24 protein-coding genes are annotated in these 20,130 nt (G+C 57.7%); 14 read left to right on the top strand and 10 right to left on the bottom strand.

Annotation, left to right across the window (positions count from 1 at the left end):
• Complete coding sequence (locus tag SynPROSU1_RS04525) at positions 1–1,338, bottom strand: 16S rRNA (cytosine(967)-C(5))-methyltransferase (RefSeq protein ID WP_186571676.1); 1,338 nt, start codon at positions 1,336–1,338, stop codon at positions 1–3.
• A 3-nt stretch (positions 1,339–1,341) separates the two neighbouring features.
• Positions 1,342–1,716 (bottom strand): MGMT family protein, encoded by a 375-nt coding sequence (locus tag SynPROSU1_RS04520; RefSeq protein WP_186571675.1) that lies wholly within the window; start codon positions 1,714–1,716, stop codon positions 1,342–1,344.
• On the opposite strand from SynPROSU1_RS04520, the gene SynPROSU1_RS04515 reads away from it, so the two are divergent.
• The 3 genes from SynPROSU1_RS04515 (at position 1,668) to SynPROSU1_RS04505 (ending at position 3,590) form a co-directional block, all read left to right on the top strand.
• Positions 1,668–2,648 carry an FKBP-type peptidyl-prolyl cis-trans isomerase gene (locus tag SynPROSU1_RS04515; protein WP_255444792.1) on the top strand — a complete coding sequence of 327 codons (981 nt, stop codon included), beginning with the start codon at positions 1,668–1,670 and terminating at the stop codon, positions 2,646–2,648. The two genes, SynPROSU1_RS04520 and SynPROSU1_RS04515, sit on opposite strands and share 49 nt — an antisense overlap.
• Before the next feature lie 15 nt (positions 2,649–2,663).
• Positions 2,664–3,353, top strand: a complete 690-nt coding sequence (gene trmH, locus SynPROSU1_RS04510; protein WP_186571673.1) for a tRNA (guanosine(18)-2'-O)-methyltransferase TrmH — start codon at positions 2,664–2,666, stop codon at positions 3,351–3,353.
• Positions 3,354–3,416: 63 nt separating this feature from the next.
• A complete protein-coding gene (locus SynPROSU1_RS04505; RefSeq protein ID WP_166016831.1) occupies positions 3,417–3,590 on the top strand; it encodes a hypothetical protein in 174 nt (57 codons plus the stop codon).
• Positions 3,591–3,592: 2 nt separating this feature from the next.
• Here SynPROSU1_RS04505 and SynPROSU1_RS04500 read toward each other — a convergent pair whose 3' ends face one another.
• Positions 3,593–3,808: a hypothetical protein gene (locus tag SynPROSU1_RS04500; protein ID WP_186571672.1), complete on the bottom strand. Its 216-nt coding sequence runs from the start codon at positions 3,806–3,808 to the stop codon at positions 3,593–3,595.
• A gap of 19 nt (positions 3,809–3,827) precedes the next feature.
• Positions 3,828–4,649, bottom strand: coding sequence for an ABC transporter permease (locus tag SynPROSU1_RS04495; protein WP_186572241.1), 822 nt, complete (start codon positions 4,647–4,649; stop codon positions 3,828–3,830).
• Between the two features lie 80 nt (positions 4,650–4,729).
• On the opposite strand from SynPROSU1_RS04495, the gene SynPROSU1_RS04490 reads away from it, so the two are divergent.
• Positions 4,730–6,136, top strand: a complete 1,407-nt coding sequence (locus SynPROSU1_RS04490; RefSeq protein WP_186571671.1) for a sensor histidine kinase KdpD — start codon at positions 4,730–4,732, stop codon at positions 6,134–6,136.
• On the top strand, positions 6,133–6,486 hold the full coding sequence (locus tag SynPROSU1_RS04485; protein WP_186571670.1) for a hypothetical protein: 354 nt from the start codon (positions 6,133–6,135) through the stop codon (positions 6,484–6,486). The genes SynPROSU1_RS04490 and SynPROSU1_RS04485 overlap by 4 nt, the downstream gene beginning before the upstream one ends.
• On the opposite strand, the gene SynPROSU1_RS04480 is transcribed toward SynPROSU1_RS04485, so the two are convergent.
• The 4 genes from SynPROSU1_RS04480 to SynPROSU1_RS04465 are packed head-to-tail and all read right to left on the bottom strand — an operon-like array spanning position 6,483 to position 8,370.
• A complete protein-coding gene (locus SynPROSU1_RS04480; RefSeq protein WP_186571669.1) occupies positions 6,483–7,028 on the bottom strand; it encodes a prepilin-type N-terminal cleavage/methylation domain-containing protein in 546 nt (181 codons plus the stop codon). The genes SynPROSU1_RS04485 and SynPROSU1_RS04480 overlap by 4 nt on opposite strands.
• Positions 7,021–7,548: a Tfp pilus assembly protein FimT/FimU gene (locus SynPROSU1_RS04475; RefSeq protein ID WP_186571668.1), complete on the bottom strand. Its 528-nt coding sequence runs from the start codon at positions 7,546–7,548 to the stop codon at positions 7,021–7,023. The genes SynPROSU1_RS04480 and SynPROSU1_RS04475 overlap by 8 nt, the downstream gene beginning before the upstream one ends.
• A gap of 4 nt (positions 7,549–7,552) precedes the next feature.
• Positions 7,553–7,960 (bottom strand): hypothetical protein, encoded by a 408-nt coding sequence (locus SynPROSU1_RS04470; protein WP_186571667.1) that lies wholly within the window; start codon positions 7,958–7,960, stop codon positions 7,553–7,555.
• Positions 7,957–8,370 (bottom strand): hypothetical protein, encoded by a 414-nt coding sequence (locus SynPROSU1_RS04465; RefSeq protein ID WP_186571666.1) that lies wholly within the window; start codon positions 8,368–8,370, stop codon positions 7,957–7,959. Before SynPROSU1_RS04465 ends, SynPROSU1_RS04470 begins: the two co-directional genes overlap by 4 nt.
• Positions 8,371–8,445: 75 nt before the next feature.
• On the opposite strand from SynPROSU1_RS04465, the gene SynPROSU1_RS04460 reads away from it, so the two are divergent.
• Entirely contained in the window at positions 8,446–9,159 is a 714-nt protein-coding gene (locus SynPROSU1_RS04460) for a response regulator transcription factor (protein WP_186571665.1), read from the top strand.
• Here the strand turns inward: SynPROSU1_RS04460 and SynPROSU1_RS04455 are convergent.
• Complete coding sequence (locus SynPROSU1_RS04455) at positions 9,128–10,417, bottom strand: HAMP domain-containing sensor histidine kinase (protein ID WP_186571664.1); 1,290 nt, start codon at positions 10,415–10,417, stop codon at positions 9,128–9,130. The two genes, SynPROSU1_RS04460 and SynPROSU1_RS04455, sit on opposite strands and share 32 nt — an antisense overlap.
• A gap of 54 nt (positions 10,418–10,471) precedes the next feature.
• On the opposite strand from SynPROSU1_RS04455, the gene SynPROSU1_RS14120 reads away from it, so the two are divergent.
• The 6 genes from SynPROSU1_RS14120 to SynPROSU1_RS04425 all read left to right on the top strand — a co-directional run bounded on the left by SynPROSU1_RS14120 (position 10,472) and on the right by SynPROSU1_RS04425 (position 16,437).
• Positions 10,472–11,059, top strand: coding sequence for a type IV pilin protein (locus SynPROSU1_RS14120; protein WP_304623046.1), 588 nt, complete (start codon positions 10,472–10,474; stop codon positions 11,057–11,059).
• Positions 11,060–11,269: 210 nt separating this feature from the next.
• Entirely contained in the window at positions 11,270–11,788 is a 519-nt protein-coding gene (locus tag SynPROSU1_RS04445; RefSeq protein ID WP_186571663.1) for a type IV pilin protein, read from the top strand.
• Positions 11,789–13,495: a hypothetical protein gene (locus SynPROSU1_RS04440; RefSeq protein WP_186571662.1), complete on the top strand. Its 1,707-nt coding sequence runs from the start codon at positions 11,789–11,791 to the stop codon at positions 13,493–13,495.
• A 156-nt stretch (positions 13,496–13,651) separates the two neighbouring features.
• The gene (locus tag SynPROSU1_RS04435; RefSeq protein WP_186571661.1) at positions 13,652–14,086 is read left to right on the top strand and encodes a hypothetical protein; all 435 of its coding nucleotides are present in this window, start codon (positions 13,652–13,654) and stop codon (positions 14,084–14,086) included.
• Positions 14,083–14,730, top strand: a complete 648-nt coding sequence (locus tag SynPROSU1_RS04430; RefSeq protein ID WP_186571660.1) for a Tfp pilus assembly protein FimT/FimU — start codon at positions 14,083–14,085, stop codon at positions 14,728–14,730. The genes SynPROSU1_RS04435 and SynPROSU1_RS04430 overlap by 4 nt, the downstream gene beginning before the upstream one ends.
• Before the next feature lie 96 nt (positions 14,731–14,826).
• The gene (locus SynPROSU1_RS04425; RefSeq protein ID WP_255444790.1) at positions 14,827–16,437 is read left to right on the top strand and encodes a vWA domain-containing protein; all 1,611 of its coding nucleotides are present in this window, start codon (positions 14,827–14,829) and stop codon (positions 16,435–16,437) included.
• 29 nt (positions 16,438–16,466) lie between these two features.
• Here SynPROSU1_RS04425 and lepA read toward each other — a convergent pair whose 3' ends face one another.
• Positions 16,467–18,287 (bottom strand): translation elongation factor 4, encoded by a 1,821-nt coding sequence (gene lepA, locus SynPROSU1_RS04420; RefSeq protein WP_186571659.1) that lies wholly within the window; start codon positions 18,285–18,287, stop codon positions 16,467–16,469.
• A 180-nt stretch (positions 18,288–18,467) separates the two neighbouring features.
• On the opposite strand from lepA, the gene SynPROSU1_RS04415 reads away from it, so the two are divergent.
• Both SynPROSU1_RS04415 and SynPROSU1_RS04410 read left to right on the top strand, forming a co-directional pair.
• Positions 18,468–19,802, top strand: a complete 1,335-nt coding sequence (locus SynPROSU1_RS04415) for a hypothetical protein (protein WP_186571658.1) — start codon at positions 18,468–18,470, stop codon at positions 19,800–19,802.
• A gap of 7 nt (positions 19,803–19,809) precedes the next feature.
• Positions 19,810–20,130 carry a multidrug efflux SMR transporter gene (locus SynPROSU1_RS04410; RefSeq protein ID WP_186571657.1) on the top strand — a complete coding sequence of 107 codons (321 nt, stop codon included), beginning with the start codon at positions 19,810–19,812 and terminating at the stop codon, positions 20,128–20,130.

Here is a 20,130-nt window from a genome sequence, read left to right as displayed (position 1 = left end):
CTACATCCGCTGAATCACAGCGGAATAGAACCCATCCCCTCCGCTGGCTTGATCCGGCCAACGCTGACTCTCCACCTCCAAACGCAGCATGGGGTATCGCTTCAGCAAGGCCTGAACCTGAGCCTGATTTTCATCGGGATGAATGGTGCAGGTGGCGTAAACCAACAATCCGGCGGGAGCCAGCAAGGGCACAATCCCGTCCAGTAGGGCCTGTTGCTGGGGCAGAAGGCCACGGATGGATTCAGGCGTCACCCGCCAACGGGCATCGGGGTGACGGGCCAAGGTTCCAAGCCCAGAGCAGGGCGCATCGATCAGGATCCGCTGGAACGATTCACGCCATTGGGGATGCTCTTCCAAGAGGTTGGTGGCATCCGCTGCAAGCGCATGGATGGAAGCAAGGCCCAGTCGGGCGGCATTGGCCGCGACGCGCTTGAGCCGTCCGGGTGAACGATCCACGGCCCAGATCTCAGCCTGATCCCCCACCAACTCAGCCAGATGGGTGGCTTTCCCCCCCGGTGCAGCGCATGCATCCAGGATGCGATCCCCCGGATTGGGATCGAGCAAAGGCGCAATCGATTGCGCCGAACAATCCTGAACGCACCAATGGCCCTCGGAATAACCGGGCCACTGGCGTAGATCGCCGCTGTGACTAGAGATGCGCAGGCCATCGGGACAATCGACGATGGGCTCACTGTTGATGCCAGCCGCGGCCAGATCCTGCTGCACCTGCGAAGGGCTCGATCGCAACCGATTCACCCGCAAATCCAGATCCGGCACACGATTGCAAGAGCGCGCCACCGCCCCGGCACCCTCCGAACCCCGCCACTCAATCAACAACTGGGTGAACCAATCCGGCAGCGAATGGGCCTGGGCCAGCTGGGCAGCCTCATCATGCGGCAGCTGCAGGGTTTCTCCGGCATCCCGCGCCCGGAGCGCCGCCCGCAGAACGCCGTTCACTACGGGCGCCAGCCGCCCCAGCCCCTTGCTGGCCTTAGCCAACTCCACGGCGGTGTTGACCGCTGCCGAATCTGGAATCCGCTCCATCAGCAGCAGTTGATAGAGACCCACATGCAAGAGCCAGCGCAGCTTGGGCGGCTGCTTCGAGGCCGGAACCTTGCCCAGCCGATCCAACCAAGCATCGAGGTAACGCCGTTGACGGATGGCGCCATAGGAGAGCTCGGTCACCAAGCCCCGGTCAGGGGGGTTAAGGTCCCGCTCCCGTAGAACCCGCTCAAGGGCAACATCGGCGTAGGCCCCAGCCGCAACAGCCTGCAACACATCCCAGGCGAGACGGCGCGGCAGCAGTCCAATCGGAGCCGAATCAGACAAGAGCACCACGCATCAATCCCCAGCATGGGCGTCCGAGTACCAGAGGAACTGACGCAGCGGCAAGCGTCCTTCCACATCCACCGGAATGCCCTCTGCCATGAGCAGCTCGCGCTGCATCCAGTCACTTCCTTCACGACTGAGGCTCATCGAAATCCGCCCCTGCGCATTCACAACACGGTGCCAGGGCACGGTTGAAGGGAGCTTGAGGCGACGCAGCGCCCAGCCAACCTGACGCGCACAGCCATAGGCACCGATCAAGTCGGCGATCTGGCCATAGGTGGCCAACCGCCCATGCGGGATGCGAGTCACCTCACTCCAGACCCGCTGATCAAACGTCTGTGGGGAATCCAGCTGCAGAAACGAAAAACGTCGCCAGAGTAAAAGCATTGCAACGCAAGCAACCCGCTATGACCAAGCTCAAAACCACGGTTTTGCGTACATCAAAAGGGGCCAAAATTTCCGAAGGAGACACAATTTACGCTTGGTATGCTGGAAAATTACTCAAGAATGGCAAACAGTTTGATGCCAATTACGACTTCAAATCGTTTGCAGTTTCCACTCCAAGCCCAAGCTATGTGCAACTGAACAGCAAGACGCTGCTTGAACCAAAACAAAAGCCCTTACTGAATTTTGTTGTCGGTGGAGGCACTGTTATCCCAGGGATGGACGAAGCGTTTAAACAAAACCGACGTGTGGGGGAGGTTGTAGAGATAACCATTCCAGCCAAACAGGCCTACGGCAAAGAGGGTTCTGGTGACAGCATTCCGCCCAACAGCGATCTTGTCTTCACGGTTGAAGTTGTTGCCTCACAGAAAACAGCCAGTTCCGATCCCAAATTCACCCAACTGAAAGACTTCGGAGTTAACACGAAAAAGCTTGGTCTGACACCTGAGGCGTTGAATGAGCTCAATGCAGTGAAGATTGGCCTCGACAGCGCCGATCGGCTGATCGGAGACAACAGCAAGGATCTGCTCGTTGGCCTGAATGGAAACGACAAACTGGTAGGGGCAGGCGGCGCCGATGTGTTGATTGGTGGTGGCGGCAAGAACCGTTTCGTCTACACCGACATCAACGACTCACCCGCCGGCAAAAGTGAGAACGACAGCATCTACGGCTTCGGGAAAAAAGACAAAATCAACCTGCGCGCCCTCGACGCTGACCTCTCCTTCATCGGGGCGGACAAGTTCTCCGGTGCCGCCGGAGACGTACGGTTCAAGAAAGGGCTCCTTGAGCTGGATCTGGATGGCGACGGAAGCGCAGACTTCTCGATTGCCCTGCCGGGAACCAAAGCACTGAAGGACTCCAATCTTCTGCTCTAACTCGATTCATCGCCCATGCCCCTGCTGCCGCGACGGTTTGAGCGGCTGAAATCCGTGCTGAACCACCGGATGGCGGATCTCACGGTGCTGCTCGAGCACGTGGAGAAACCCCACAACCTCTCCGCCATCCTGCGCAGCTGTGATGCCGTCGGAGCCCTCGAAGCCCACGCGGTGAGCTTCGAGGGACGCCCGCGAACGTTCAACAGCACGGCCCAGGGCAGCCAGAAATGGGTGCCTCTTCACGACCACCCCGATACCGAAACAGCCATCCGCTGCTTGAAAGAACGGGGGTTCCGCCTCTACGGGACCCATCTGGGCGTGAATGCCAAGGACTATCGGGACTGCGACTTCACTGGCCCCACCGCCTTTGTGCTCGGCGCGGAGAAATGGGGTCTGACCGATAAAGCAAGAGACTTGATGGATGAAGCGCTGTTCATCCCCATGCGCGGCATGGTGCAGTCACTGAATGTCTCGGTCGCCACCGCGACCCTGTTGTTTGAGGCGCTGCGCCAACGCCAGGCCGCTGGCCTGGCACCGACCCAGGGGGAAGGGCTCAAGCCAGAGCAGTACCAGCAGTTGCTATTCGAGTGGTGCTATCCCGAGGTGGCCCGCTGGTGCCAGGAGCAGCAAAAGCCTTATCCCGCCTTGACTGACGAGGGCGAACTGATGGAGGAGCTGCCTCGGACTGTGAAGCTGCGCTGCTGATCCGAAAAAACACTTGTATCTCCGCGAACCCTGGGCCATAACCAAAGCAGCGGATTGTCAGCAATGGACAACAAACAGCTGCACCAGTACGCGGTCACCTATCACTGCGGCCACGAGTGGGGCGAGGAAATGCTCCAGTCCGACGATCTCAGCCATGCAGTAGAGGCGGCCCACGCCATCTTCCCCAGCTCTTGCCGGATTTCGATCCGAGAAGTGAAGGCCCCGAAACAAGCCTGAGATCAGCGCGGCCGCCGCTGCACGCCAGGCAACTGAACTGCAGCGATCAGCGCCGCCGCTTCCAGCAGCAGATTGCGGCTGACCAGAACCACCACCATCACCAAGGTGGTGGCCAGGATTTTTTCGAGCAGAGCGATCACATCATCCCTGCTGTCGCAGCTCTTCTTCCAGAGCAACGCGGCCATGCCCAGCAACATCAAGCTGATCCACCAGGCCATCACACCCGTGCCAATGGCATCAGTCTGACGCGGGCCTGGCTTCGCCGCCGCTCACCCAGGCCTCAATGCCTTCCCCAAGGAAGGACAGACCCAGCACCAAAACAAACATCGCCAGGCCTGGGAACAACGCCGTCCACCACACCCCGGTGGGCACCGCAGCAAGCGCCAGATTGAGATCACCACCCCATTCGGGCACGGTCTCCGGCAGGCCTAGGCCCAGAAACCCCAGTCCCCCCAGCACCAGCACCGCATCGGCGGCATTGAGGGTGAGCAGCACCGGCACGGAAGTGATCACGTTGCGGAACAAATAACGCCGCAGGATCCAAAGCGGCCCCGCCCCAAGGCTTTGGGCCGCTTCCACAAACAGCTCGCTTTTGACCTGGGCGGTTTGGTTGCGCACCACCCGGAAGTACTGCGGCACATACACCACACACAACGCTGCCGCCGCATTGGGAATTCCCTTGCCCAGAAGAAACGCCAACACCACCGACAGCAACAACACCGGCAGGGTGTAGAGCGTGTCCATCAGCAGCACCATCAGGCGATCAACAGCTCCACCGAAATAACCACTCACCATGCCCAGGGGCACACCAACCAACAACGCCAAGCCAACCGCCAGGAGCACCACCTGAAGGGCCACCCCACTGCCCGCCATGGTGCGCACACAGACATCACGACCCAGCCGATCGGTGCCGCACCAATGGGTCCAGCTGGGACCGGAATAAATCGGGTTCTCCAGGCCTGCATTGGCATCCGGAAGGATCCCGATACTCACCAGCAACGGCGTGATCAACGCCACCAAGAGGTAGATCCCCACGATCACCACCCCCCAGCGGGCCATGCGGGTGGAGAGGCTACGGGTCACGGGCAAGTTGGCCTCGGGCAGATGCATTGTCTCCCGAACCGCGGAACAATGAAGTCATGGCGTCCCGTTACCGCTGGCGACAACGGCTCCTCGGCAGCCTCCAAGGCCAGCTTCAGCTGGCCACCTATCTCGTTGTCTTTCTCGGTTTCACCGGGGCTTCGTCGGTGGGCTTGTTGATCGGTCAGCGGAATCTGCTGGCCAACGACCGGCAGTTGGCCCGCCAGGGCATCGACCTCTGCGACGACGCCATCACGGATCTGCAAAACAATCCAGCCCGTCTTGAACAGGAGCTGCTGTTCCACTCCAGCCTGAACACCAGCCTTTGGATCGAACGCAACGACGGCGTGCTGGTGCGGCCGCGGATCCACACCTCCCTGTCGGATGCCACCCTGCAAACGGCGATGGCCACCAACCCAGGCCGTGAGCCTGGGCTGCAGCGCACGATCGATTTCAAGAATCAACGGCTGCTCACGGAACTGGTGAAGCAATTCCCTGATGGGTCTCGCCTCTGGATGGCACAGAGCGTGAGCAGCAATCTCCAGGCACTGAACAACTACCTGGGGTTGATGATCATGGTCTGGGGCAGCTGCCTGGCAATCACCCTGCTCAGCGTGAGCTGGGTGGTGCGACGCGTGGTTCAGCCGCTCGATCAGCTGAATGCCGCCACGTCCCAAGTAACGGCTGACACCCTCGCCAACGCCAAATTGCAGCTGGATCAGGGGCCCATCGAAGTGATGCAGCTGAGCCGCACCTACAACAGCCTGTTGGAACGGCTGGCCCAGTCCTGGAGTCAGCAACGCCAGTTCGTGAGCGCCGTGAGCCACGAACTGCGCACGCCCCTCACGATCGTGCAGGGCTATTTGCACCGCACCATCAAACGCGCCAACAATCTGAGCCCCGAACAGGTGAAAGGGCTGCAGACCGCAGAAGAGGAAAGCATCCGCATGCGCCGGCTGCTGGACGATCTCCTCGACCTGTCCCGCAGTGACTCCGGCAAGTTGGCCATCGCCAATGAGCCGGTGCGCCTCACCGACCAACTGGAACAGGTGGCGGATCTGGCCCGCAACACCTTGAACCGCCCTCTGCTGCTGGAACTTCCTGACGATCCAAGGGCCCGCGATGCGATGGCCCATGCCGACCCGCCACGGTTGCGGCAGGTGCTGCTGGATCTGATCGAGAACGCCGACAAGTATTCGCCTGAGAACACCCCCATCCGCCTGGTGCTGCGGCATGCAACCGATGCGTCCTTGGTCGATGTGATCGATCAAGGCATCGGCATCCCTGAACAAGAACTGGGGCAGGTCTTCCAACGCTTTCAACGGGCCAGCAATGCCCCAGAAAAAACAGGCTCCGGCTTAGGACTTTCCGTTGTGAAGCTGTTGGTGGAGGGAATGGGCGGCAGCATTGAGGTGCACAGCCGCCTCGGCGAGGGCAGCTGCTTCACCGTGATCCTGCCGTCATGATTCCGTTCCTGGTGTTCTGCTCGCTGCTGATCCCCGTGAACCTCTGGGCAGCGATCACACCGCACATGCACAGCGATGTGTCGATGCGCATCCTGCACGGTGTCTGCACGGTTGTTTTGATTCCTCTGCTGTGGACGCTCTGGGATCAACGGCGTTTGCTGCGGTCTCTGCCTGCGCTGGTGTTGGCGATTTTTGCAATGGTGATGGTGGTGGTGAACAGTTGGATCACTGCCATGGGCATGGGCGTGGAATTCGGCTGGCTGGATCACCTGCTCCTGGCGCTGTCGGAAGTGGCGTTGACGGTGTTCTTCTTGATGGCACCGGAGCCGGAGCCGATCACGGAGCCCTAACCCACCCCCTGGGAGCGAACACGGCCACCAAGGCGAGTGCGTTGTTCCAGCTCCATCTGCAACACCGGCAATCCCAGGGGCTGATGGAGCGCAAAGCGATCCACGCCATCCAAGACAACGCGGTTCTGATAACGGCTGCCCTCTCGAATCCCGCCCTGAAGATCAAAGGCAGGGCCGCAGCGCATCAACACATCCCTGCGCCAGATCGCCGATGGCGCTGGTCCGATGCTGTACACAACAGGATCCGAGCCGTCTCTTGGCGTGATGGCGAGCCTGGCTTGCCGACCGGCCAAGGCACAGGGCCAGCTGCCGGAGGGATCAGGGTCGATCTGCCAGCTGGAGGCACGCTCCAGATCGCTTTTCACCAGCTCAAGCGTGCGGCGCTGCCATTGCTTCAGCTGCAAGCTTTGTGCCAACGAGCCGCCCTGGCGGGTTTCTGCGAACAAGAGCTGAAACACCACCCCACAGAGCAGACAGCCCAGCAGGGCAGCCAGCATCAACTCCACGAGCGTGAAGCCCTGATCATGGAGAGGCCTACGCATCGCTGGGTTGGCAGAGGGCACTGCTGAGGGCGCTCCTGGGATCACCGCGGTAGACGCCACTGCGGCTGATGCCCAGGGGCAGGCCGATCACCAGACACAAGGCCTGGGCATGGCTGGGATGAGACACCACCACCAGGCCGCCATCGAGCACCAATCCATTGGTGCTGAAGCGAACGGCATCCGGGAGGTTGCTGCGCAACTCCAGCTCTCCTTCACCTGTTTCAACCAAGGGCGTCATACCCCCACGGCAGGCCGGCAGATCGCCCGCCAGCGGCGGCTGCCAACCATTCGCGCTGAGTTCCAGGGCACAGGGCTGGCGATCCCGTTCGGCGGCCATTCGGCCCCGGTCGAGCCCCACCCGTAACCGCCGCAAAGCGCTGTCCAGCTCCAAGCGCCGTTGCACGGCACTGGAGCTGGGGATGGCCAAGGTCGCAAGGATCCCCAGCAGCGCCACCACCACCAGGCACTCCACCAAGCTGAAGCCATTGGGCGGATTCCTCCTCGACCAGCCAGAGCGCATCAGATCACTGGGCATCGCTGACCTCCCGCGAGCAATGTCCCAGCCCCGCTGGGGTGACCAACTGGCTGCGCTTGAACGCCTTTGCAACATCAGGATCCTTCAGCTCAACGACCAGCCAAAGACCATCGGCTGACGGTTCAAAACGCCATGACGTTTCAAGGTTGGCGTCTTTGGACAAGCCCTTGAGAACACCGGCTACCGCCTCACGATCCCAACGGCAATCAGCATCAACAACGAGAGCACTGGCCAAGGCACGCCGACTGGCCAGGAGCCGTTGCTCCAGCAACCGCACCTGCTGATCGGTGCGTGCCGAGGAGGCGGTGGCCTGGCTGGTGCGCGACCACCCCTGAAGAGACACCTGGCTGCTGATCCCCAGGATCACAGCAGACACAACAACTTCCGTGAACGTCATGGCAGCAGCTCCAGATCCAACTTGCTCTGACGGCCATCACTCCAACGCAGCTGCAGGGTTCCAGCTCGCACACCGTGGGGTTGCCAATGCATTAGCTCCCAGTCGCGATCCACGACGCGGCCGGATTGAAGCAGCGCAGGGTTCACCCCAGGGCAAGGCTCAAATCCCTCCCACTCCGACGAGGGCAACGCCAACAAACAGGCATGAGCCCCAACCGCGTGCTGTTGAAAGGCCATCGCCACCGAACGCTCGGCATCGCGGGTCTGAGCGATAGCCAGCGCCTGATGGCTGCGCTGCCGCACATGCAGGGCGAGGGTCTGCAACGACAAACTGCTGAGCAAGAGCAGCGCCGAAGTGGTGAGCGCCAGGGGCAGGGCAAACCCCCGCTGCTGTGGATCAGGCAATCGCATCCAAGGGCAACGAACACTGGATGAAGCATTCCCCGCTGGAGGGCCGACTTAGCCTGAAGTGATTGCATCCAGCCTTTGAGCCCGGAGCCGAGCCGGCTGCTGATCGTCGATGACGACCCCGAACTGCTGCGGTTCCTGATCGAGGAACTCAGCGTCGCCGGCCATCAGTGCATCGGCTGCGACAACGGCCAGGACGCTCTGCTGCGTTGGCGCCAGGAACAGTTCGACCTGGTAGTGCTGGATTGGACGTTGCCGGACTTCTCCGGCGTGGAGCTCTGCCGCCGGCTGCGCAGCAGCGGCAACACCACCCCGGTGTTGATGCTCACCGCCCGCGACGATGTGGACGAGCGGGTTCAGGCGCTCGACGCAGGCGTGGACGACTACCTGACCAAGCCGTTCAACCTCAAGGAACTGCACGCCCGGGTGCGGGCCCGGCTGCGTCGCGGCGGCTATGAACAAGACGCGCGCGGCGAAGCCAGCGGCATTGCGCTCGGTGATCTAATGCTGGATCCGATCGAACGCTGCGTTCAGCGGGGAGAGCGCGGCATTGCGCTCTCGCAGCGGGAGTTTGAACTGCTGCTGTTCCTGGTGCGGAATGCCGATGAAGTGCAGTCGCGCCAAACGATTCTGGATGCCGTGTGGGGTGCTCCTTTTGTTGGCGACCCCAACACCCTCGACGTCTACATGGGCTACCTGCGCAAAAAGGTGGAAGCGAAAGGGGAAGCGCAATTGCTCCACACCGTGCGCGGTGTGGGCTTCATGGCGCGGGTGGGGGAGCCAAAATCTTGAAGCGCAATTGCAGGTCGGCCCCAGCCTCCGGGGCATCACCGATCCGCAGCTCGCCTTGCATCGCTTCCATCAACAGCTTGACGGTGGCCAGACCGATGCCGCTGCCGCGGGTGCCGATCGAGGTGCTACCGCGCACAAACCGCTCAAGAACTTGAGCTCTTTCCCCCTCGGGGATGCCGGGACCTTGATCGCGCACATGCAAAGTCACGCTGTCGTCAGAAGCCGACACAGCCAGCTGCACCGTGCCTACGGAGTAACCCAAGGCATTGTCGACAAGAGCAGCGAGACACTGCTGCAGCCGTTCAGCATCGGCCTTAATCCGCGGCATCTCAGCTTCAAACGGCGGTGCCAAACGCAGCCGAGCCGGGGCCAAAGATTGCAGCCGCTCGTAGGCATCCAGCACCACAAGCTCAGGATCCAGGCTTTCCAACTCAAGGGTGAGTCGGCCGGCATCACTGCGGGCTAGATCGAGCATCACGGTGACCAGCTCACCCAAACGCTCCGCTTCTGCAGCAATCAAAGCCACCTTGGCTGGGCTCGCCTCAGGCAGTTCAGCTTGCAGACTCTGGGCATGGCCGGAAATCACGGTGATCGGGGTGCGCAATTCATGAGCAACGCCATCAACAAAGCGCCGTTCACGCTGCCACGCCTCTGCCAGGCGTGATTGCAGCTGGTTGAAGGCCTCCACAATCGGCTGCAGTTCCTGCGACTGTCCATCCGGATCCAACGTCCGTTGGCCCAGAGAATCGGCACTGAGGCTTGAAAGCTCATCGGCCAGCGAACGCAATGGCGTAATCAAGCCGCGCCAGAGCACCACGCGGAACAGCAGCGACACCAGCAACAGCGACATTCCCGCTGCGGCAATCAGCAGCAATTGATCGCGCCGTTGGCTCTGAATTGATGCAGTGATGTTCTGCCGCACCTCCAACAGCGCATTGCTGGAAGCCAGAGAAGGCAAGGTGCTGCGGCTGGCCAGCCAATAAGAGCCATCGATCAGACGCAACGTTGGGGATTCGTCGCGTGAATCAGCAGGCACAAGTGCAACCTGGACTCCAAAACCCTGGGGCAGTGGCAACGAGAGCTCACCAGTGCTGAGACCATTGCGGATCTGATTTACGAGCCGCTGATGCCGTTCCAACCGTTCCGCATCCGCCAGAGATGACCCAAAGGCGAACAAAGCGGTGTAGCCCGCAACCACCGCCAACAAGGAAGTGGATTGCAACCAGACCCGTAGAGACGGAAGAGAGCGCAGCGCCACGAATCTGAGAGAAAAACTAAGAGCGTTCTTAGGGAAGCTTTAGCCAGAGCTTCTTTGCGTGCCAACAATGCGAGTCATGGTTGTCATGTCGGCACCACAGGTGCACATCAACAATCAACACCTTTAACAATGTCTTCCCTCAATTCCAAGCTTCAGCTGGCACTGCTCAACCGCAAGAAGGGCCGCAATCTGCTCGAGAAGGGCTTCACTCTTGTGGAGCTGATGATCGTGATTGTGATTGTTGGAATTCTCTCGGCAGTGGCACTTCCTAACTTCTTAAGTCAAACATCAAAAGCAAAGGCCACAGAGGCAAAATCACAAATCTCGGCGATGATCAAAAATGCATCAGCAGATTATCAACAACTAGGCATCGTAACCCCCGAAACCGATTGCTCCGGAATCGGCGGACCAGCAGCTTACAAGGAGGAAGGTGGCGTCAATGTAGGAGGAGAGCAATTGTTCGACTACACATGCGGAATTACTGGTGAAGCCTTGACCGTTACAGCCACTGCCAACGCCAACGACCCTTCGATCGAAGGCGGACTAGTCGTCTTCAATGCAAACCTGAAGACCGGAAAAGTAGGAATGAACAACGATCAATCAAGCCTAATGTTTGGAGGAAAACTAGCCAACCCAGCATAATTTAATCCTTTAAAATCAATGGGCCTGGGCAACACCAGGCCTTACCTAAATCCCAAAGTCGATCAAAACCAATCAGCCACTTCTCGAACCGCAGCACTTCAAAGCTGCAATATTACAGCAATCGACCACAAACAACGTGACTGATTGAATGAGGCCTGAAAACCTCATCTAAAAAATCAAAGCAGCAACAATTTCTAAGCGGACCTGAGGATGAAAACAAAAAAGAGAAGCACAAACTCAAAATATTATCTCGCAAAACAGGCCATTCGATTGAAGTCCAGCGAAGATGGTTTCACACTAAGCGAGGTCATGGTCGCAATTGTAATTGTCGGGATACTTTCGTCCGTCGCTCTGCCTAATTACCTCAACCAAGTCAATCGATCTCGCCAAAACGAAGCAGCCTCAACAATCTCCCAAATCCAAACCACCATCGCCTCCTATGCTGATGAATTCGGAGTCTTACCCGACAGCTGGGCTGAACTCAACGACACCAGCGCGGTGATGACTGACGATGGACCAGCGACCAAAGATAACTTTCAAGCAATCACTCTTTCCGGAGGGTATTACGACGTCAAAATCGAACCTGTCGGCAACCTATTCACGATCACAGCCACACGTGATGAAGCCCCCAATCTCAACATCGTCGCCTGCGTGAATCTCACCAACGGCGCCAGCGGTATCAACAAAGGAACCAAAACTGCCTCTGCATCGGCTCCCAACTGCGGATAAATGAAATTTCCACACCCTCCCTACAAAAAGTACTCAGCACGAAAGATCCCCAAGCAGGAGCAGGGGCTTTCGATGTTGATTGCCTTGATGATGGGGATGGTGCTGATGGCCGGCGTCACTGGATTGCTGCTTCGGCAATTGATGGGCCGCAAGCTGGGTGCCGCTGAGAGTTATCAGCAGATGGCCGAAACCGCTGCACTGAATGGATTCAACCGGATCCTCAGCGAACTCAACAACGACGACAACACGGCCTACAAGGGCTACCTGTTCACCCTCGACCACCACGGCGGAGATATTGATAGTTCTGGAAGTGAGAAATGGGGTTGGAACGCCTCCAACCAAGCTGATTTTCCTCTAAGAGAACTCTGCACCAACCGCGGCCAATTGCCCGAGGCCGTGCCAGCCAGCGCAAGCACGGGAGAACCTCCCCACGTAGCACTGACGGAGAGCACATCCAACCAACGGGACGATGGGAAAGCCAACATCCAACTGCAGTACCGATTACGGGGATACACCACCACGGCAACGGCCAACAACAACGGTTTAGGGGAAGGACGCTTTCAAATCGAAGGCCTGGTGGTGCGCGATGGTGATGATCCAGGCAAGGGCTATCTCGCCAGAACCCTGCTACTTCGTTCGCTCTATGTGAACTCGATTGTTGCCGGAGAAGGGGATTGGGCGGTGCTGGCGGGCCAAACACTCTCGTTGGGAGACACCGAAATTCTGAACAGCAATGGAGCATCCGGAGATGGCAAAGTGCTGCTGAATGTCAACTCAGCTGATCGCTATCTCACCGCCAACGGTTGCTTGCCCTACAACCTGCTCGAGGATGTAGGAGCCAGCAACACCAACGACAATCTCGAAAACAGAATTGTTCCCATCCTTGAGAAAGGCTTGCCCATCAGCAATATATGGAATCTTGGCCTGACCCAAGACAAAGCCAATAACTCCGACAAAAGCCGAGTGTGGAGCTTTGACGACACCGGTTCCTTAGACGACTGCGATGCCATTGCCTGCAGCCGTGAGTCCGATTCAGCAAACGCCGAAGAACGTGACGATCTGGAAGAAGGTGGCGGTTCTGTCATCCGGCTCAGTTCGAGCGAACTCTGCAAAGGGACTGGAGGCGACTGCCATGTCTTTGTGGAGCACATCAACCTGACAAACACGCGATTGCTGATCGAAACCAGTGCAAACCGCCCGGTGGTTCTGCATTTGGAATACCCCGGTACCACCACAGTGGACCCCTCAGAACCGGGCATCACAGGCAGCATCAACCTTGGCAGTGGCGCCCAGCTCTGCGGCGTCGCCCCTGGCAGCGACGCCTGCAATGGCAAGCCGGAACAGCTGATCATTTTGTCTGCTGCACCAAAACCAAGCGGTGTGCGCAGCTGCGGGGTATCGCCTTCAACCGATAAGTATGTGCTCGCCTTTGATGGCGACAGCCTGCCTGCTGCAAGCGTGCATCTGATTCCCGGGATCGTGAAAACAGGCACCAGCAGCACCAGCCTGAATGGGCTGATCTGGGCCGATGGGATTTGCACCGACGCGGGCCCCTTCGACTTGATCACCGGCACCAGCGGCGACAGCACTGTTGTTCGTGATCTGAATGAACAGTGGGATTGGGAAAGCCAGAACTTTCCGGGCTACGGCCAGATGGTGACCCGTGGGATCCGCGGCACAGGCCTCGATACATTCCGGCGTTGGTAAGTCAACGCTCATCCACCACTCAGTTCCAGACAACAAAAATCAGTTAAAACTGATTAGTAGAACACATCAATTGTTATTGAGTAACACCATCGGGTGAAGAACAGACCTCGCTATCGACACCAGAAACGATCAAGGAAACCAGTTAATGGCTTTTCCATGGTCGAGGTGCTGATCGCAGGAATTCTTCTCGCCTCTGCCTTAGCAGCGGTCAGTCGAATTTCGGTTGCAGCTTTAAGTGGCAGTGCCAACCTCTCAGATCGAGCAAGGATTGAAGCAGCGATTAATGACAATATTCAAGCCATGCAGAAAGAAGATTCCTACTACACCGATGCGTGGATCATCGACAATGGAGGCCAAGAAGCCCTAAAAAGTGCTTGTACCAATCCCCCAGAAGCACTCAGCAATCATCTCCAAATTGTCGCACCAGAACCTCGGCTGGCAGCCATTACACGCACATTTGACATTAGTTCCATCCCTGGAATTCTGCGCATTGTCTACAGCTTTGAAGGCCCCGAACAACAGGTCAAAGCAGAACAAAGGATCATTGAAATGACCCCGAACTTTGCAGCCAAGTGTTACAGCACACGATGAAATCAAAATCAGCAGGTTTTTCACTCCTTGAACTGCTTGTGGGGATGGTGATCGTCACCATCGGCCTAACAGCAGCGATGCCGTCCTACCTGCGCAACATGCGTCAGGGAGAGGTCGACCGCTACACCCAGCAATTGGAGGCCGGTTTTTTTGGCCTGCGCGCCAAGCTCGGCCAACAGAAAACCAGTTGCACATTGAACTTCGACCAAAACGGGATCAACAATTTCGCCGCCCCCGCCGATGTAGTGGAGATGAAGGAGCATCCGGAGCGGATCGAGTGCTGCAACAGCGATATTGCAGCAGCAGGCCAGTCCAGCGGCTGTGCCTATGGGCCTGAGATTGGAACATTATTGGCTGACGGCTCCAGTGGCGATGAGAAGGCAAAAATCATCCGCGACCGTTCGCTACGCCTGCTCGATCGGGAGGGAACACCAGAATCAGAAGCGGTGGAAGTGAGCGTGAATCTGGCGAGCTATGAGCTCACACCTCCTGGAACCAGCACCATGTCGGACGATCTTATTTTTCTGATTCGGTCCACCAACACGCAGGAACAACGCCTGCGCACCCGCTGCCTGCAAATTTCAGGAACGGGGACGATTGTGCGAGCCAGTTGGGATGCCTCGACGTCCAGCTGCGTGAAATAAAAATCTCTCACGCACTCCTCAGAGCATCATCACCCCTATCCCAGATCATCGGCCTCACAATCGACGACAGTACAAAGATCAAGCTGTAAATGGGTCATGAAACCAAGAGCCTTGCTTGCCAACATTCAACGCAAGCCAGAACGGAACGGCTTTGCGGGCATGAGCGAATTGGTGATTGCAGCGGGAGTTGGAACACTTTTAATCATGGCCTCTGGTGTGGCTTTGCAATCCACTGGAACGCTGATCAAGCAATCCGAAGACAAAACAACGCTCCGTCAGAATTCCACCAATGGTCTCCGCCTGATGCGCTCGGAAGTGGAGCGCAGCATGCACCTTGTGCTCAACAAATCAGAAGCGTTCACAGAGGATCAAACCCATATCAATTTGAATGATAGCCGCTATACATCCTTGGTGAGCGAGTGCACAGCACTGGCTGGCAACCGGCCCTTCAAGCCCTTGTTCGGGGTGAAAATGATTGAGTTAAATCAACCCGTTCTCTATGGCATGAGCTTGAGCTCAGGCGGATTCACGATTGAACGCTGCGGGGCCCCGCTGGATCCAGATGGGAAATACAACGAAACGGCGAATGTGTTTCTTTCTCGCGTCCTGGAAGACATCGGCGCCATTCCCTGCCGCAAGGAAAGCGAACTCAAGGAAGGTGAAAGCCTGGCCACCGTTTGTGAAGAAGATGGCCCCACCAAGGCCCAAATTCTGAGCAGCACAGATTTCACCTTCACTGCAGGGAAAACCCCGAGCCGATCGGAACGCCAACCCGCCCTGCGGATTGAAACCGACACCAACTACAAATTGGTGAAGTTCATCGACCCCACCGCAGCAGGCGAGGGGCAAGATGAAGACACCATCACCGAAAGCTTCATCAACAAGCTGGGGGTGGGCGACAGACAAGTGACGTACCAACCCCTCTATTTCACCGCTTTCGCGCGTGCCGACAAACGCGTCGATAACTTCGGCGGTGAGGGCCAGGGAGGGCCACTCAACGGTGCCTTTTTCCAGAACATCACCAGCAGCAATGTGCGCTTTGTGATCGACGGATCAGGCTCAATGAGCGCCTGCGTGATGTGGGGCGATGGCTATGGCTCCTGGCGCACCTTTTACGACCCAAACCAAGGGCGCTACCGGGACACCCGCCGGATTTGCGCGTTAACCCGCATGGAAGCGCTGATCAGCGAAATGACGATGATCCTTGAGCAGCTGCCCAACAACACCAAGGTGGGGCTCACCTCCTTCAGCTCCAGCGGCTATGGGAACCACAAAGAGTGGAATGAATCGATGAGTGGACTGGTGCGCTTGGGTGATGAGGGCAAGCGTGACTCCGCCATTCAGTTTGTTAACACCCTGGACAATGCAAAAGTGACCAAGTGGGGAGGAACCGATCCCTGGAATGCCATCCAATCGGCCTTTGACGATACAGAAGCCGACACGCTCTATTTAATGTCGGACGGTCGACCCAACCGTGATCGCGATGGCGGCAAGTGGTCAAGTTGGGATCACCAACCCACAGCCAATTACTACGCAGGAGAAAATGACAATCGCCAACATGACGGAGAAGACCGGGCACTGATTGTGAACACAACTTCCCTTGGCCTGGAGTCACCCTGGCTGGAAAAGCTGGCTGAACTGACGCAGGGTTATTACAACCAGATCGACAAGGATTCCCTAACAGAAGGGCAAGACGACGTGAGTTAATCCATCAGATGAGGGAAGGGGGCTTGGCTTTAGCTCCCCCCTCCATCGTTCAGCTTCAGCACCGCCATGAAGGCTTCTTGCGGCACATCCACTTTGCCCATCGCCTTCATCCGCTTCTTGCCCTTGGCCTGCTTCTTCAGCAGTTTCTTCTTGCGTGAGATATCACCGCCGTAGCACTTGGCGAGCACATCCTTGCGGATGGCGCTGATGCTGGTGGAAGCAATAATCCGGCTGCCAATGGACGCCTGAATCGGAATCTTGAACTGCTGGCGGGGGATCAGCTCCTTGAGTTTCTCCACCAAGGCCTTGCCCACGTTGTAGGCCTTGTCTTGATGAACAATCGTGGTGAGCGCATCGGCCCGATCTCCGTTGATCAACACATCCAGGCGCACCAACTGGTTCTTGCGGTAGCCGATCAGGCTGTATTCCATCGAGGCATAGCCCTGGGTGCGCGTCTTCATCTGATCGAAGAAGTCGGTCACCACTTCCGCCAGAGGTAATTCGTAGATCAACGTCACCCGATCGGTGGTGATGTATTTCATATCGATGTACTCACCCCGCCGTTCCTGGCAGAGGCCCATCAACGCGCCGTTGTATTCATTCGGTGCATAGATCTCCATCTTCACGTAGGGCTCTTCGATCGATTCGCGCTTCTGCGGATCGGGAAGCGTGGCGGGGTTGTCCACCATCACTTCGGAGCCATCGATCATGTTCACCTTGTAGATCACCGATGGCGCGGTGACGATCAGATCGAGGTCGTATTCCCGTTCCAGCCGCTCCTGCACGATCTCCATGTGCAGCAGACCAAGGAAGCCGCAGCGGAAACCGAAGCCCATGGCACTGCTGGTTTCCGGCTCGTACTTCAGCGCCGCATCAGACAGCTGCAGTTTGTCGAGAGCATCACGCAGGTCCGGGTACTGATCGGCCTCGGTGGGGAACAGGCCGCAAAACACCATCGGCTTGGCCTCGGTGTATCCAGGTAAGGCCTCATCCGCCGGCGCATTCACGAGAGTGATCGTGTCGCCAACCCGGGCATCGGCCACCGCCTTGATCGAGGCCGCCAGATAACCCACCTCACCGGCGTGGAGCTCATCCACCTTCTTCTGATCCGGCGCCATGATCCCGATCTCATCGAGCTCATAGGTCTTCTTGCTGGCCATCAACAGCACTTTGTCTTTGCAGTTGATCCGGCCGCTCATCACCCGGAAATAAACGATCACGCCCCGGTAGGGGTCGTAATAGGAATCGAAGATCAGCGCCTTGGTGGGCTCCTCCACCGCATCCTGCGGCGGCGGCACCCGGTCGACCACGGCCTGCAGGATCTCGGGCACACCCAAGCCGGTCTTGGCCGAGCAGGAAATGGCGTTACTGCAATCGAGCCCGATAATCGCCTCCACCTCTTCCTTGATCCTGTCCGGATCCGCACCGGGAAGATCGATCTTGTTGAGCACCGGGATGATCTCGAGATCGTTGTCCAGCGCCAGATACACGTTGGCCAGGGTCTGAGCCTCCACGCCCTGGCTGGCATCCACCACCAGCAATGCCCCTTCGCAGGCCTGCAGGCTGCGGCTCACCTCATAGGAAAAGTCAACGTGGCCAGGGGTGTCGATCAGGTTGAGGACGTACTCCTCTCCATCGGCAGCGGTGTAGTTCATCCGCGCGGCCTGGAGCTTGATTGTGATCCCTCGCTCCCGCTCCAGATCCATGTTGTCCAGGAATTGCTCCTGCATGTCCCGATTGGCCACGGTGCCCGTGTCCTGCAGCAACCGGTCGGCCAGGGTCGACTTGCCGTGGTCGATGTGGGCAATGATGCAGAAGTTGCGGATCCGTGAGACGGGGGCGTCGGTCATGCAGCGGCGGAATCCCGTCTCGGGTCCAGTGATCTACGTCCTCTCAATCCTAGAGAGCCGAGAAGAGCCCGGGAGCCCAGACGACCACAGGGGTTCAAGGCCACGCAATAAGCACACATTCCGCAAGTTTCCAAACCCGAAAAGAAAGACTTATACGATCAAAACAACGGGCATCAAAACATGGCCTTCGATTATTCAAGTTCAAAAGTCAAAGCCGCCAATGAATTCAAGCCATACAGCAAATATATTGATGTTTACGGACTAAAAATCCTTGGACTTGGAAACATTGGCGGCCAGCCGGCAGTCGAAGACGAGTTTCTCCAAAAAACCGCGCAAACCTTCAAACTCCTTCTCAATCCAGCCGCCCGCGGAATCAACAAAAAACATCAGACCAAGGCGCTGAAGGCATTGGCCAACGAGAGCGTGATCCAACGGGTTGGTGTGGAGGCCTATGACGCCTACATGCCCCGCCTCGACAACGACAATTACAACGGCTGGGACAACGTCAACGACAGCACAAATGCAACCGATTTCATCTGGCACCTAAGGGATGCATCGGGAACATACAGCCCCTCCGGAGAGGCTCAAATCACAGAAAATATTGAACACGCCCTACACACCCTCACACAATTTGCACTGCCTGAAACTTTTCCAAGCAAGTTCAACATCTCATCAACCAATGGGAAAGACTCAGGCATCAGTGGCGACCTCTATGCAGCCCTTCAAGAAGCCATCAGCAATGGCGTGTACAACATCACTGATTACCAATGGGCAGATGATGGCAGCGAAGACTATGGCCAACTGCTGCTGAGGGAATATCTCTACTGCCTGATCTATGCAGAGTGGGGATTCACACAGCTCTACACCGAAGACAAGAGTCTGAGCCCAGAATGGTCTGACGATCATCTCAGCCCAAAGGCGATTGCTCAGGACAACCCACTCGGCCACAAACTCTTTAAAGACCAGATTTCCAAAGTGATTAGCAAGCCATCACGCACGGAGCTGGAAGAGATCTTTCAAGATGGCGATACGGGCCTATCCGGCTATCAACCCTCGCAAGGGACGACAACCAAACCCAATCCTGATAACAACTTTCCAAAAGTGGATAGCGGGGACAGCCATGAGGTCTATGCAGGCGCAAAGCGAAAAAAACTCAAAAGTGGCGCAAACAGCACCGACTTCATCTTTGATCACGCCGAAGCCCTGACCAAAAGAAATGCCGACCACATCATTGGCTTTAGTAGCAACAAAGAAGACCGCATCCTTCTGGATTCAGAAACTTACCCAGTACTGCCACGGAAAGGGAAAGCGAGCTTTGAAAGCGTCCGCTCCAAAAAAGGTGTCAAACAGCTCACGATGGAGAACATCGATCTGATTTATTTCGAAAAAAAGGGCCAACTCTTTCTCAATGCCAACGGGGCTGAGCGCGGCTTTGGCAACAAACAGGAGGGTGGGCTTCTGGCCGTTCTCAAAGGTGGCCCCAGCTTGACTGCGGCAAACATCGAGATTATTTAGCCAAGTGATGACAAGCCCCTGGACCCTGCTGCTGCTGGCCATCAGCGCTGAGGTAATCGGCACCTCCTGCCTGCGGCTATCGGAAGGCATGACCCGACCGCTGCCGACCCTGCTTGTGTTTAGCGCTTACGCCATCGCCATGGCCCTGCTCTCCAAGGTGGTCCTGAGCATTCCCCTGGGGATCACCTATGCCCTCTGGAGCGGCATCGGCACCGTGGTGATCGTGCTGGTGGGACGCTTCGCCTACAGCCAGATGCTGCAGCCCACCCAGTTGATCGGCATCGGCCTGATCACTGCCGGCGTGGTCTTGGTGAATCTGGGGGAATGA

Origin of the sequence: Synechococcus sp. PROS-U-1, assembly GCF_014279755.1 — a bacterium.
GTDB lineage: Bacteria > Cyanobacteriota > Cyanobacteriia > PCC-6307 > Cyanobiaceae > Parasynechococcus.
Note: the sequence above shows the minus strand (reverse complement) of the source record. Positions and strands in the feature narration are given on the sequence as shown.